The organism is Pantoea sp. SO10 (assembly GCF_005281435.1).
Classification (GTDB): Bacteria; Pseudomonadota; Gammaproteobacteria; order Enterobacterales; family Enterobacteriaceae; genus Pantoea; species Pantoea leporis.
The window spans coordinates 114,489-127,877 of record NZ_CP040096.1 but is presented as its reverse complement, the minus strand read 5'-3'; the positions used below and the strand labels follow the sequence as shown (position 1 = coordinate 127,877).

Here is a 13,389-nt window from a genome sequence, read left to right as displayed (position 1 = left end):
AGTGTTACGTGCCAAATCTGGGGCGGAAATCCCGCCTTGCAACCGTGCTAGCGGCTATTGCCATATTTCGGCAATAGATATGTTTTTTTCGCATTTGTGATTGTTATCTATCTTCCAGAGAATGCTAATCGGGACGTAAATACCCGTCATAATTTCAGCCGCAACTGCGTTGGCTTCGCGTGTTCACCCCAGTCACTTACTTAAGTAAGCTCCCGGGGATTCACACACTTGCCGCCTTGTTGCAGCTGGAATTATTTAGGGTATATGAGGATGACAATTCCACTCACCGCACGCCGCTCGCGCGAGGTGAGTCAGGAGACAAAACCATCGCTACCTCAACGCCTTTTCCCTGTGGGGAAACTTTTTATAAATCAGGAGAAAGGTTCCAGTGAAATTCGCCAAAGGCATGACTCTTCTTGCGCTCGCGCTGAGTGCACACACCGCGTTCGCCGCCGATGAAAACGTCCCAACTGACAGCTCAATCCACGTGCAGGCCGATCCTGCGCTGAAAAGCCTGCTGCCTGCGGATGTGGTGAAACGTGGCTACATTGTAGCCGGAACCAACCCCAACACGCCGCCAACCACCTTCTATAAAGAAGACAACAAAACGCTGGCCGGCCGTGAAATCGATATCATGAATGCCGTGGGCGAGCGTCTGGGAATCCAGGTTCAGTGGCGCGACACCGGCGGTTTCGACAACATCATTCCAGGCCTGAAAACCGGTCGTTACGATGTGGCGCTCTCCAATATTAACGCCACGCCAGCGCGTGCCAAAATCATCGACTTCGTGGGTTATTACGATGCCAGCCGCCTCGGCATTATCTCGCGTAAAGATGCCAACATCGCACCATTCAAAGAGCTGGCCGATGTCTGTGGTAAAGAAGTGGGCGCCGGTTCCGGTACCACCCAGGTTACGCGCCTTGAAGACGCCAGCAAAGCCTGTGAAGCGGCGGGTAAAAAGCCAATTAAAGTCTCCGTCTTCCCGGATCGTCCAGCTGGCGTGCAGGCGGTGGTAAGCGGTCGCGTGCCAATGTTCCTCGGCCCGTATGAAGGTTTGCTGTGGCAGGTGAAAGTGATTAAACCGCTGACCATGAGCGGCGAAATCACCGTACACGATGCGCCAGTCTCCGTCGCTTTCCCGAAAGATTCCGCGCTGGAGCCCGCCGTACAGGCCGCGCTTAACTCGCTGATCAAAGATGGCAGCTACAACAAGATCCTCGACAACTGGGGCATCGGCTTTGGTGCTGTTAAACAAGCCAAACGCAATCAGGAAATCTTTCAATGAGTGACATTCACGACCACACCGGCGATTTGAAAATCGTCGGCAAACATTACTACGGACGCTGGCTGAGTGCGCTGGTCGTGTTGTTGTGCGTGGTGGCGATGGCGAACTCGATGATTAACAATCCACGCTTCGAATGGAGCGTGATTGCGGAGAACTTTACCGGCGAATCGATCCTGCAAGGCGTATTAATGACGTTGCAGCTCACCGCGATCTCTGTGGTGCTGGGTTTTGCCTTCGGTACGGTGCTGGCGCTGATGCGCCTCTCCTCCAATCCGGTGCTGGTGGGCGTGAGCTGGTTCTACACCTGGTTCTTCCGTGGTGTACCGATGTTGGTGCAACTGTTCCTGTGGTACAACATCGCGGCGCTTTATCCCACCATCGCCCTATCGATTCCGGGCCTCGGCGAAGTCTGGAGCACGCAATCGAACGCGCTGGTGAGCCCATTCAGCGCGGCAGTGATCGCGCTGGTGATGCACCAATCTGCCTATGCCGCCGAAATTGTGCGTGCGGGTATCCAAAGCGTCGGCAACGGCCAGCTGGAAGCCGCGCGTGCGCTCGGCTATCGCCCTTCGCAGATTTTCCGTCACACCGTGCTGCCGCAGGCGATGCGCGCCATCATGCCGCCCGCCGGCAACGAAATCATTGGTCAGCTGAAAACCACGGCGGTGGTCTCAGTGATCTCGCTGCAGGACGTGCTGTTCTCGGCGCAGATTATTTACCAGCGCACCTATGAAGTGATTCCGCTGCTGCTGGTGGCTACCTTGTGGTATCTGCTGATGACTTCGGTGCTGTCGGTGGGTCAGTTCTATGTGGAACGCTATTTTGGCCGTGGCGTTTCGCGCCGGGAAAAACGCAGCCTGTTGAAATCGCTGCCGGGCTTCTCAGCGCCAAAAGCAGAAAGGAGCGTCAGCAATGGGTGAAGCGATCGCCTTACGTAAAGTCACTAAGCGCTTCTCTGGCGTCACCATTCTGGATGAAGTGAATCTGGATATTCCGGCCGGTTCAGTCACGGTGATCCTTGGGCCGTCGGGTTCGGGGAAATCCACGCTGCTGCGCTGCATAAACCACCTGGAAAAACTGGATGGCGGCACCATTCGCATCGGCGGCGAGATCATCGGCTATAAGCAGAAAGGCCAGGCGCTGCACGAGTTAAGCAGCGGTGAAGTTGCGCGTCAGCGTGCCGAAATCGGCATGGTGTTCCAGCAATTCAACCTGTTCCCGCACCGTACCGTGTTGCAAAACATCGTCGATGCGCCGATGCGCGTCAAGAAGCAGAGTCGTCAGCAGGCGACCAGCAAAGCGCTGTCGCTGCTGAAGCAAGTGGGTTTGTCTGGCCGCGAAGATGAGTGGCCGCAGAATCTCTCCGGAGGACAGCAGCAGCGTGTGGCGATTGCCCGCGCGCTGGCGATGGATCCCGGCGTAATGCTGTTTGATGAACCCACTTCAGCGCTCGATCCCGAACTGGTTGGCGAAGTGCTGCAGGTGATCAAGCAGCTGGCGCACTCCGGCATTACCATGGTGGTGGTGACGCATGAGATTGGTTTTGCGCGCGAGGTTGCTGACAACATTGTGTTTATGGAAAGCGGCAAAATCGTGGCGGCGGGGCCAACCCAGCAAGTGCTCGACGACCCGGAAAACGGGCGCGTAAGAAACTTTATTGCAACGGTGCTTTAGGCACCGTTTTTCTTTTTTGATGCCAGGAACAGTGATGACGCAAAAACCGGTAATGCACAGCGCCCATTGGGGCGCTTTTCATGCCCAGCAACAGGGCGATCGGCTCACCATCGAACCGTTCAAGGGCGATCCCGATCCCAGCCCGCTGCTGCAAAACTTCCGCACTGCGTTAAACCATCCGGCGCGCGTATCCCGTCCGATGGTGCGCCGTGGCTGGCTGGAGAACGGCCCGGGCGCGGACGATCGTCGTGGCAACGATGAGTACGTCGCGGTGAGCTGGGATGAAGCTTACGCGCTGGTCACGCGCGAACTGCAACGCGTCGGCGATAAGTACGGCCCGGAAGGCATCTTCGGCGGCTCTTACGGCTGGTCAAGCGCCGGCCGCTTCCATCACGCGCAAAGTCAGGTGCATCGCTTCCTCAACACCACGCTCGGCGGCTACGTGCGTTCAGTCAACAGCTACAGTTCCGGCTCCGCGTCGGTGTTGCTGCCGCATATCGTCGGCGACATGAATGAAATTGCCCGTCGCGGCGTCAGTTGGGAAGAGATCGCCCAGCACAGCGAAATCGTGGTGGCATTTGGCGGTTTGGCGCTGAAAAACTCGCAGGTCGCCAGCGGCGGTTTGAGCGAACACACCGAGCGCGGCTTTATGCAGCAGGCGGCTCAGCGCGGCACTCGCTTTATCTCGGTCAGCCCGCTGCAAAGCGATCTCCCTGAAGAAGCGCAGGGCGAATGGCTGGCGCTGCGTCCGGGCACTGACGCGGCCTTCATCCTCGGCGTGTTATCGGTATTGATCGCTGAACAGCTGACCGATGAGGCTTTCCTCGCGCGCTACACCGTGGGCTGGCCAGAAATGGCGGCCTACATTCGTGGCGAAGAGGATGGCACGCCGCGCGATGCGGCGTGGGCAGCAGAAATTTGCGGCGTGAGTGCTGCGTTCATCAGCGATTTTGCTCGCCAGCTGCACGGCAAACGCGTGCTGGTGACGGTGGCGCATGCCTTGCAGCGCGCCGAAAACGGCGAACAGCCGGTGTGGCTGGGATTGGTGCTGGCGGCCGCACTTGGTCAGCCGGGCTTGCCGGGCGGCGGCTACACCTATGCGCTGGGTGCGCTGGGCCATTACGGTAAGCATCACAATCTGGTGAGTTTTCCGGCGCTACCGCAGGGTAAAAACGGTATCGATCGTCTGATTCCGGTGGCGCGTATCTCCGATATGCTGCTCAATCCCGGCAAGCCGTTTGATTACAATGGCCGCCGTTTAACCTATCCGCACATCCGTCTGGCATATTGGGCCGGCGGCAATCCGTTCCATCATCATCAGGATCTCGCGCGCTTGCGTCAGGCTTTTTGTCAGCTGGATACGCTGATCGTGCATGAGATCGCCTGGACCGCCAGCGCGCGCCATGCCGATATCGTTTTGCCAGCCACCATGACGCTGGAGCGCGAAGACATTGGCGGCGCACCCACCGATCGCCACTTGTTTGCCATGCAACCGGTGGCGCAGCCGTTCGGTGAAGCCAAAGATGATTACGCGATTTTCACCGAGCTGGCGCGCCGTTTAGGCCGCGAAGAGGCCTTCACCGAAGGGCGCGATACGCGCGGCTGGTTGCAGCATCATTACGCCCAGCTGCAGCAAAAGCTGGCGGCGCATCAGGTTGAGATCCCCGACTTCGAGAAGTTTTGGCAACAAGGCGTGCTGGAGTTGCCGCAGCTGAAAGACGGCGGCCGTATGATCAACGCGTTCCGCGCCGACCCGGAAGCGTCGCCGCTGCCGACGCCGAGCGGGAAAATTGAAATTTTCTCTGCCACCATCGCCAGCTTTAACTACGAAAACTGTCCGGGACATCCGGTGTGGCGTGAACCGCAGCAAAAACCGAATCCCGATCATCCGTTTTGGTTGATCGCCAATCAGCCGGCGACGCGTTTGCACAGCCAGCTCGATTTTGGTGATTACAGCCTGAGCGGCAAACGCCATGGCCGCGAAGTGTGCAGTTTGCATCCGGCGGATGCGGCGGCGTCAGACATTAATGATGGCGATATTATCGAGCTCTACAACGCGCGCGGCCACGTGCTCGCCAGTGCGCGTCTCACCGAAACCATCATGCGCGGCGTGGTGCAGTTGCCGACCGGCGCCTGGTATGATCCGGTCGATCCTACCGCGCTGCGTCCGCTGTGCCGTCACGGTAATCCCAATGTGTTGACGCTGGATATCGGCACGTCTTCATTGGCACAAGGTTGCAGTGGACAAATCACCGTGGTGCAGGTGCGGAAATATCGCGGCGAAGTGACGCCGGTTCAGGCGTTTATTCCGCCGGGTTGATAATGATTTTCGGCGGGGAAATGCAAAAAGGTCGCCACGAATAGCGTAATGCTAGTCAGTTTAGCCAACGACGAGTGCGCAGGCCGGAGCTTCAGTGAGTGCTGCTAAACAGGGCTCATTTGCCAGAGGCGCTGGCGCGTCTGCTGCGGCAAAAGGGCTATCCGCAGCGCTGAGGCTTTTACGTTGGGCCAGGAGCCTCACGCAGGGATGCGTGAGGCAGTTCGGGGCGGCCAGGACGGCCGATCCTCGAACGATCCGTCGGCACAACGTGAAAGCCGAAGGTACCGCGTAAGCGGCGCGAGGACGGCCCGTGACGCAGCAGATGTGTCAGTGCCCGCACCAGATTAAAAGCAAAATGCTTGCTTAACTCCATTCATGGCGACCTTACGGTTTAGGCGGGATTTGGTGCGCACCTTTGGTTAAGCCGTGGTTTTCCGGTTATGGGTCAAATCTTTCACCGTTTCCGCTGCACGTTTACCGGCAAGGAACGCGTGGTCCGAGTTGTAATATTCCCATTCGCTGTAGCGCCCGGAAAGATGGATGCCTTGCGTTGCCAGCCAGCTGCGAATCAGCGTGACGTTGGCGGTACGTTGATGGTCATAAACCACATAAGCGTACGGCATATCCACTTCGCTGGCGGTAACGATCTCATCATCGGCATTGATGATGCCGACCCGAATACAATCCGCAATGCAGCGTTCAATCAACGCATCGCCTTCGCAAGGAAGCGGCTGATCGTCGCGATAGGTCATTTCGCAGGTCAGGCCAAAACCGCCTTCTGGATTGCAGTGCGGGCTGGCGTTGCCCTGTAAAAAGATGCGATGGAACAGCGTGTTGCCGGGATAGTAAATCCAGTGTTTGTCGCTGATATTGGCGCGGCCAATGCCCAGATTGACGCAGCGCACCGAGATATGACGCAGTTGCTTCGCCGCTTTCTGCACCGCTTCTGGTGCAAAGCTGCCCATCAATCGCACCAGTTCTGGCAGCGGCAAGGTGCTGATCATCTGGTCATAATGAAACTGTCGGCCATCACTTAACAGCACGCGCCGTTGCAACGGCTGAATTTCGCTGACGCCCGCTTCCATCTCCAGCGTGCAGTCCAGATGTGGCAGAAATCCCTCCATCAGCGCCTGAAAACCGCCGCGCAGCGGATAGCCAAAGCGCGCATTGGGGCCGACCGGCTTATCCAGCGGCGCCAGCGCGCCGGAGATGATCTGCTCCAAATCGGGCAGCGGCACGCGTCCGCCGAGCCATGAGGTTTCCATATTCACCAGCGGGGTTTTCCACAGTTTCTGGTTATACGGCAGGGCGAAATGGCGGGCGATGCCTTTGCCCCAGGTACGGAAAATAAAGCTTTCGAAATCTTCGCTCTCCGGCTGACAAACCAGGCTTTCACCATCCGGGATGGCGCCATCGGCGCAGCAATCACGCCGCGCCTCGGTGGCCACCGCCTGTAAAGCGGGAGGCGACGCATAGCGCGCTTCAATCGCGCCTAACACACACTCGCCAATCACTTCGGCAGGCAAACCATGCAGCGCCGACTGGAACGGATAGCGGGTGTAAACATCATGGCTGTAAACCCAGGCTTCACGCGTTTGCCAGTGCTGATTGTCGCCTAACAGGATATCGTACAGGCGCAACACGTAAGGATCGTTGGAGAACATAATGTGGCCGGCGTGATCGAAGGTGAATCCCTGATCCTCGACCGAACGGCACCAGCCGCCCACGGTGGCATTTTTCTCCAGCACCACTGCGCCCGCACCGTAGTGATAACCGGCGCTCAACCCCGTTGGCCCGGCCCCCAAAATCAAGCACGCAACGGTATTGTGCGCCAGCGCGGGCGGAGGGGCGGCGGCTATTTCGGGATGGGAAATCTGACGTTGGGTCAGCGCCACGATATGCGCCTGCATCTCATCGACAGTGCGATCCCACGAGGTTTCCGCTACGCGTGCCGCCATGTTTTTCGCCAACTGATAGCGGGTTTCCACCGGCATGCTGAGCGCCGCTTCACAGGCCCGAATAAAGTTCTGATGTGAGTCGGCGATGCTCACCACGTCGGCATAGTGTCGCGCCACATCGGCAATCGCGGTGCTGACAATCGGCAGCTGCGCTGCCATGTACTCCAGCACTTTGGTAGGACTGATAAAGCGCGTCGAAGCATTGAGCGCGAACGGCATCAGGCAAAGATCCCAGCCGGCGAGAAAGTGCGGCAAGGCGGCGTACGGTTGCTGGCCGAACCAGTGCAGATTGCTGCGCTGGGGCAGGCTGGCGGCATCAATTTTCACCACCGGACCGACCATCACGATCTGCCAGTCGGGATGCGCATCGGCCAGTGCGGCAATCAGCGTCAAATCGAGGCGTTCATCAATTACGCCGTAATAGCCGAGGCGCGGTTTTGGCAGGTTTTCCTGCAGCGGATGACTGTTAGTGCGGTCCAGCGCCTGTTCGAAATGTCCCGCATCGACGCTGCTTGGGCAGCAGAAAACCTGCGGATGGCGATGTTTCTTCGCTTCATACAGGCTGGTGCCGCCGGTGAACACCAAATCGGCGCGGCTCAACAGCGCCGATTCACGCTGCTGAAGCTGGCGCGGCGCCTGGTTAAAGGCGGAGAGTTCATCCATGCAGTCATAGATAATCGCGCTCGGTGTAAAGCAGGCCAGCAGCGGCAGCGCCATCGGCGTATAAAACCACACCAGCGGCGTTTCATCGTCAGCAAGCAGTTCAGCCAGCAGCGGTTGCAGCACGGCGATTTGGCTATCGTGAAAGCCAGGCGCGGCCACATCGGTATGCGGTTCGATCACCGTCACGTTTGGGGCGGCTGATATTGGCGTAACGCGGCTTCACCGGGCTGATAAATCGGCTCTTCAATAAACACAATGCGGTGGAACTGGGCGAGGCGCGACAACAGATGCTGTGGACGTTGAAAGACAAATCCCCAACGCAAATGACTGAATACCACTAATACGGATTGTTTCATGACGCTTTCCTCTGGCCTGCTGGCCGCGGTGATAAGACCCTGAAAACGGGCTAATAATCGTTGTGATTGCTGTAATGACGCGGCATAAACCGGGTTCAGCAGACGCTTTTTGTGGGGATCGACATCCCACAATCCGCTGCGTGGCCAGTGTTCGAGATCTTCCCAAAGTGGGCGATCGATAATCGGATAAAGACAGATGCCGCGGATATCACAGCCGTTCAGCTGTGCCTGCGCGACATCTGCGATTACTTGTGAAATCCAGGCGGCGCGTCCGCTGCCGACGTGGCTGGTTTCCGCCAGCAAAATGGGCCGCTGGTAACGCTCAGTTAACTGCGCCAGCAGCGGATGCAGCGGCACGCGGCGCGCATCGCCCAGATGCCACTCCAGCAGGCAACCCGACCCGGTGAGCCACTGATTGCTGTGGTAATAATTGGCGCCAACCACATCGAGATAGTGCGGTTTGCCGCCGAGTTCCGGCTCGCGCAAACCGACGATCATGTCCCACGCCTGATATTGCGAAGCGTTGATATCCCGGGTGCGCTGCCGACATGCATCGCTGTCTTCATCCGGCACCACGTGAATAATCGGGTCGCAGTGCAGGAAACGCGCACGCGGATCTGCAAGGCGAATGGCGGCGCAACCCGCCAGCGTGGCGCGAATCAATTGACGTTTAATCTCATCGGGATCGGTATGGGCATTATTACCAAACAGGCCGACAGAAATTCCCCACGCCAAAAACGAGATTTCATTCATCGGCGAATAAATGGGTGCGTCTTCATAATATTCCGCGAGGAAGCCCGCCATGCGCTGACAAAAAGCGGCGAAGCGCGGCACAAATTCGCTGGAAAATAAGGTTAAGTCATCCGGCCAGCCGTAATGGCAAAAGGTCCAGTTAATTTGCACGCCAAAGGAGCGCGCCGAATTCATGCGTTTTTTTAAACTTTCGAGCGTGGTTTGCGGTTCCATCTCCGCCAGTCGCCAGCCAATACTTTCGCGGGCGGAGGTAATGCCAAACTGCTGCAGCGCGGCGTAATCGTTATGGTATTGCGATAAATGGTCGGTCAACGCATTCATTGAAAGCCGTTCGCCGAAGGGATTGATATGATCCGCTCCCTCATAACCGGCTTGCCAAAAGCTGGAAAATGGCGACATGATGTTCCCCCGGAATAACATTCAGGAAATAGCAATAAATAAAAGAAGTTAATCGTGTTATAGGGGCGCCATTTAAGGCAACCAGGGAAATCGACTGTTGAACCTAATTCAAATTATAACCACGCTTTGGCTTAGCGCAAATGGCTGAGCTGAAAAGAAAATAAGCCCAGCGTGAGTTTTGCTTATTTAAGTGAAGCGGTGCAAAGAAATAAAAATATTATTGTTGCGCGATTTCTTACGCTTAACTCACATAATGAAAAGAAGGGCGATGTTTAATTTATTTCATTACTACACTTTAATTAACCCAATTCGGGTTTACGGAGGTACGTATGTCAGAACGTCCAGATGATGATGTAATTCCACTGCCAGGTGATGATGAAACATTACCTGACGAAGATGATGATTTACCCCGCGATACTGAATTCCCTGAAGATCAGCAACCTAAAATCTGAAAATCGGTCGAGCCGCCGCTGGCGGCTCACTATTTAGAGTGCACTCTGCTGTAATTCCCCCATAATACCTCTCCAGGATTCATTTATTTTTTTAACACTTAAGGGAGAGATACGATGGTCAACGACTATTTCACACAGCCACCGATTGGCGTCACGGTTGAGCAGCATAAACGCACCGTTGCGGTTGCGGCGGCATTAGCGGTGGCAAAAGAGTCAGTTAGCGCCTCAACCTCTGCCAGCGGATCAAAGGCATCGTGGGATTTGCAGGCGGTTGCCAATGAGATCGCAAATCTGGCCGATGCCATTCAGGATGCGCTGGAGCCGGTCGAAACGCTTTAAGCGAGCAGTTGGGTTAACTGCGCCAGGTGCGCGCTGTTAGCCAACTCGCTGCTGTTCAGCAGTTGTTGCTGACGTAGCGAGGATTCCTGCTGCAGTGCCGCGCGCAGCTTGCCTGCGACATCCACCGCATCGGCCAGCGATTGCTGACGTGTGCGGTGATGCTGCAACTGCAAGCCATCGCCTAGCGTAATCGTCACCAGATGAAAACGCAGCGCCGGGTTAATCGCATCCGGTGGCGCACCTTCATCTGGCATACGACGCACCTTTGCTGCCAGCGGCATCACCTCTTGATTCAATTCGCCTTCGGCAAAATCCTGCAAACGCAAATCGCCATACATCAGCATTGCGGCGATCACATATTCCAGACTGAAACGCGCTTCGATGCCGTTGGTTGGCACGCGCACCGATGCCGCAATATCACCGCCCGGCGGAAACGCCACGCTAATTTCGCTAATGTTTTCCAGCAAACTTTCCAGTGATTTACCGCTCGCCAGCCATTGATTGCGCAAGATGCGCGTGGCTTCGGCGGCGCTGTGCGTACCGGCGCAGGTGGGGAAGGGTTTGAATTCCAGCCCAGGCGTGACGATGCGCCACGGCTGCGCCCAATGCTCAATCAGTTTTTCCGGCTGCGCCTGGCCATTGCTGGTGGCGGAGATGAAAGCGTCAATCACGCCGTCCTGCTTGCCATCAAAGCCTGCCAGCGTCAGCTGTGCGGCGCTCACCGCGCGTTCAGCTGCAAACCCGGCATGCAGCGGCTTTACCGCCGAACCAAACTGCACGCGTAAGCCGCTGGCCTGCGTGGTGGCGATGCCGAGCAGCGTTGCGGTGGCAGCCACATCTAACGCCAGCAAACGCGCCAGCGCGGCGGCAGCGGCAACTGTGCCAAGCGTCGCGGTATTGTGATGACCTAAAGCGTAATGCTGCTGGCTGACGGCGAGACCTAAACGTCCGGCAACCTCCACGCCAACCGCATAGGCATCAAGAAACTGATCCAGCTCAGAGGGCTGCAACTGCTGCCAGGCAAAGAGCGCAGGCAGAATCACCACGCTGGGATGCCCGCGAAAATCCGCATGGAAATCATCGTAATCCAGCGCGTGGCTGGCATACCCGAGCAGCAGCGCGTTGGATCGCGCGCTGCCGTCGCCATATACGCTGCGCAGCGCCGGTAATCCGCTGTCTGGCACCTGACCTTGCAGCACCGGCCAGCTGACGGCGAGGAAATCACGCACCCCTTCGCGCGCCGCATCACGTGCGGCGGCGTCCGGTAGGCTGTGAACAATGCGCTCAGCCAGCGCGGCAGTCAGGCTCATCAGCTCACGCTCTTCAGCGCTGCGACCGCCAGATTGGCGAGATAGCGCGACGTCGGCAGTAGCACATCATCATTGATGCGAAACGCCGGATGGTGCAGCGCGTAAGGCTCGCCGGTGCCAATCATCATAAACGCGCCCGGCAGCTGTTGCTGATAGAACGCGAAGTCTTCGCCGATTGGGCTGGCTTCCACCACGCGCGCCTCAAAGCCGCTGGCGCTGGCCTGCTGCAAGGCAAAATCCGCCCAATGCGCATCATTCACTACGGATGGCGGACCCGCGTGCCAGTTGAATTTCACCTCGGCGGCGAAAGCGGCGCCGATACCTTGCACGATTTCACGGAAGCGCTGCTCCAGACGTTCGCGCGTTTCCTGCGAGAAGGAGCGCACCGTGCCTTCCAGCCAGGCGCTATCAGGAATTACGTTCCAGGTGCTGCCGCTGTGAATCTGGGTAATCGAGACCACCGCGTTATCGCCGGATGGGGCATTGCGGCTAATCAACGTTTGTGCGGCCGAGACAATTTGCGCAGCAATCACAATCGGATCGTTACCCTGATGCGGTTTGGCGGCGTGGCTACCCATGCCGGTGATGCTGATATCAAAGCGATCGACCGCTGCGGTGAGCGGACCGGCTTTGCTGCCAATCACGCCAGGCGGCAGAGACGGATCGTTGTGAATGCCGAAGATTGCCACCGCATCATCCAGCGCTCCGGTCGCGATCACATCGGGCGCGCCCTGGCCGGTCTCTTCAGCGGCCTGGAACAGAATACGCACGCGACCTGGCAGGGTATCTTCCTGCTGTTTGAGCAGAATCGCTGCCCCCAGCGCCGCCGAACTGTGAAAGTCGTGGCCGCAGGCGTGCATCACGCCGGGACGTTCAGATCGGAAGCTCACATCTGACTGCTCTTCAATCGGCAGCGCGTCAATATCGGAGCGTAACACCATCAATGGGCCTTTTTCCGCCCCGATTTCCGCCACTAAACCGGTTTTGAGCGGGAGATCCAGCACGCGAATCTGGTGTTGCTCTAATTGCTGACGAATTCGTGCGGTGGTTTCAAACTCTTGATTGGAGAGCTCGGGAAAACGGTGCAGTTCATGGCGGAAAGCGATCAGCTGTTCGCCTAAGGTGTTGAGAGATTGGCTCATGCTTTTACTCCTTGTTGTGCCGCCTGGCGTGTTAACCACGCATCGTGGGCGCTTTCATCCAGTACTTTCTTCATATATTGCGTGATATGCCCTTTGCCGAGATCGGTGGTGTGCATCAGCTGGAAACCGCGCTTTTTGTACATCTCGATCAGCCACGGATGGCTAGTGGCGGTGCCGAGCGACACCGCAGGCGCGCGTAACTGGCCCAGCAAGATCTCCTGCTCGAGACGATCCTGCACCTGACGACCAAATTGCTGGCCGGGATAATCGGGATGCGCGCCAAACCAGCCGATATGCGGCAGGCCAAACGGGCCGGGCAGCGGTCCCCACGGATAGCGTACGGTAACGGATGAGACCATCACATCATCGGCATACAGGGCATAAACACCGTGGCTCTGCAGATGACGCAGTGTCTTGGCAAGGTCGGCGGTGGCGGCATCAAATTTAATGCCGAGCGCCAGCGTGGGTGCATACGCGGCATGCATCAGCGCCTGATAGGTTTCCACCTCGTCTTCTCTAACCTGACGAAATTCAAGTGACATAGACATCCCCGGGAAAAAACCGCCATCAGGCGGAGAATCAAAAAACAGGCACCTTCCATAGCGGCGCGATTCATCGCGCAATAAATTGCGCCGCTACGCAAGGTGCTCGTCTGTTATAAGGGTTCAGATTACCAGCAAAGCCATTCCCCGCTATATGTGAAAAATAACTAAGCTAATGCGAATTTGTGAAAATGAA

The 13,389-nt window shown here is 57.3% G+C and carries 9 protein-coding genes and 1 pseudogene; 6 read left to right on the top strand and 4 right to left on the bottom strand.

The window, feature by feature from the left end:
- Positions 1 to 388 precede the first annotated feature (388 nt).
- Genes FCN45_RS20160 through FCN45_RS20145 form a run of 4 tightly spaced genes read left to right on the top strand, consistent with a single transcriptional unit; the run spans position 389 to position 5,279 of the window.
- Positions 389 to 1,285, top strand: a complete 897-nt coding sequence (locus FCN45_RS20160; protein ID WP_110867191.1) for an ABC transporter substrate-binding protein — start codon at positions 389 to 391, stop codon at positions 1,283 to 1,285.
- Positions 1,282 to 2,205, top strand: coding sequence for an amino acid ABC transporter permease (locus FCN45_RS20155; protein WP_137387007.1), 924 nt, complete (start codon positions 1,282 to 1,284; stop codon positions 2,203 to 2,205). The genes FCN45_RS20160 and FCN45_RS20155 overlap by 4 nt, the downstream gene beginning before the upstream one ends.
- Entirely contained in the window at positions 2,198 to 2,959 is a 762-nt protein-coding gene (locus tag FCN45_RS20150) for an amino acid ABC transporter ATP-binding protein (protein WP_137387006.1), read from the top strand. The genes FCN45_RS20155 and FCN45_RS20150 overlap by 8 nt, the downstream gene beginning before the upstream one ends.
- 34 nt (positions 2,960 to 2,993) lie before the next feature.
- A complete protein-coding gene (locus FCN45_RS20145; RefSeq protein ID WP_137387005.1) occupies positions 2,994 to 5,279 on the top strand; it encodes a molybdopterin-dependent oxidoreductase in 2,286 nt (761 codons plus the stop codon).
- A gap of 419 nt (positions 5,280 to 5,698) precedes the next feature.
- Here FCN45_RS20145 and FCN45_RS20140 read toward each other — a convergent pair.
- Positions 5,699 to 9,408: pseudogene (locus FCN45_RS20140) on the bottom strand (FAD-dependent oxidoreductase).
- 329 nt (positions 9,409 to 9,737) lie between these two features.
- Between FCN45_RS20140 and FCN45_RS23825 the strand changes: the two are divergent.
- On the top strand, positions 9,738 to 9,860 hold the full coding sequence (locus FCN45_RS23825; RefSeq protein ID WP_255421536.1) for a hypothetical protein: 123 nt from the start codon (positions 9,738 to 9,740) through the stop codon (positions 9,858 to 9,860).
- A gap of 114 nt (positions 9,861 to 9,974) precedes the next feature.
- Positions 9,975 to 10,199 (top strand): hypothetical protein, encoded by a 225-nt coding sequence (locus FCN45_RS20135; protein WP_007890034.1) that lies wholly within the window; start codon positions 9,975 to 9,977, stop codon positions 10,197 to 10,199.
- Here the strand turns inward: FCN45_RS20135 and FCN45_RS20130 are convergent.
- From FCN45_RS20130 to FCN45_RS20120, 3 genes are read right to left on the bottom strand one after another with little or no spacing between them, the layout of a single operon-like run.
- On the bottom strand, positions 10,196 to 11,509 hold the full coding sequence (locus tag FCN45_RS20130; RefSeq protein ID WP_137387004.1) for an MmgE/PrpD family protein: 1,314 nt from the start codon (positions 11,507 to 11,509) through the stop codon (positions 10,196 to 10,198). The genes FCN45_RS20135 and FCN45_RS20130 overlap by 4 nt on opposite strands.
- Positions 11,509 to 12,651 (bottom strand): amidohydrolase, encoded by a 1,143-nt coding sequence (locus tag FCN45_RS20125; RefSeq protein ID WP_137387003.1) that lies wholly within the window; start codon positions 12,649 to 12,651, stop codon positions 11,509 to 11,511. Before FCN45_RS20125 ends, FCN45_RS20130 begins: the two co-directional genes overlap by 1 nt.
- On the bottom strand, positions 12,648 to 13,193 hold the full coding sequence (locus FCN45_RS20120; RefSeq protein WP_101761773.1) for a GNAT family N-acetyltransferase: 546 nt from the start codon (positions 13,191 to 13,193) through the stop codon (positions 12,648 to 12,650). The genes FCN45_RS20125 and FCN45_RS20120 overlap by 4 nt, the downstream gene beginning before the upstream one ends.
- Positions 13,194 to 13,389 lie beyond the last annotated feature (196 nt).

What these genes read in the sequence shown, in the direction of transcription:
- FCN45_RS20150 (WP_137387006.1), top strand. Translation starts at nt 2,198, where the DNA reads ATGGGTGAAGCGATCGCCTTACGTAAAGTCACTAAGCGCTTCTCTGGC.
- FCN45_RS20120 (WP_101761773.1), bottom strand. Translation starts at nt 13,193, where the DNA reads ATGTCACTTGAATTTCGTCAGGTTAGAGAAGACGAGGTGGAAACCTAT.
- FCN45_RS20125 (WP_137387003.1), bottom strand. Translation starts at nt 12,651, where the DNA reads ATGAGCCAATCTCTCAACACCTTAGGCGAACAGCTGATCGCTTTCCGC.
- FCN45_RS23825 (WP_255421536.1), top strand. Translation starts at nt 9,738, where the DNA reads ATGTCAGAACGTCCAGATGATGATGTAATTCCACTGCCAGGTGATGAT.
- FCN45_RS20155 (WP_137387007.1), top strand. Translation starts at nt 1,282, where the DNA reads ATGAGTGACATTCACGACCACACCGGCGATTTGAAAATCGTCGGCAAA.
- FCN45_RS20145 (WP_137387005.1), top strand. Translation starts at nt 2,994, where the DNA reads ATGACGCAAAAACCGGTAATGCACAGCGCCCATTGGGGCGCTTTTCAT.
- FCN45_RS20130 (WP_137387004.1), bottom strand. Translation starts at nt 11,509, where the DNA reads ATGAGCCTGACTGCCGCGCTGGCTGAGCGCATTGTTCACAGCCTACCG.
- FCN45_RS20135 (WP_007890034.1), top strand. Translation starts at nt 9,975, where the DNA reads ATGGTCAACGACTATTTCACACAGCCACCGATTGGCGTCACGGTTGAG.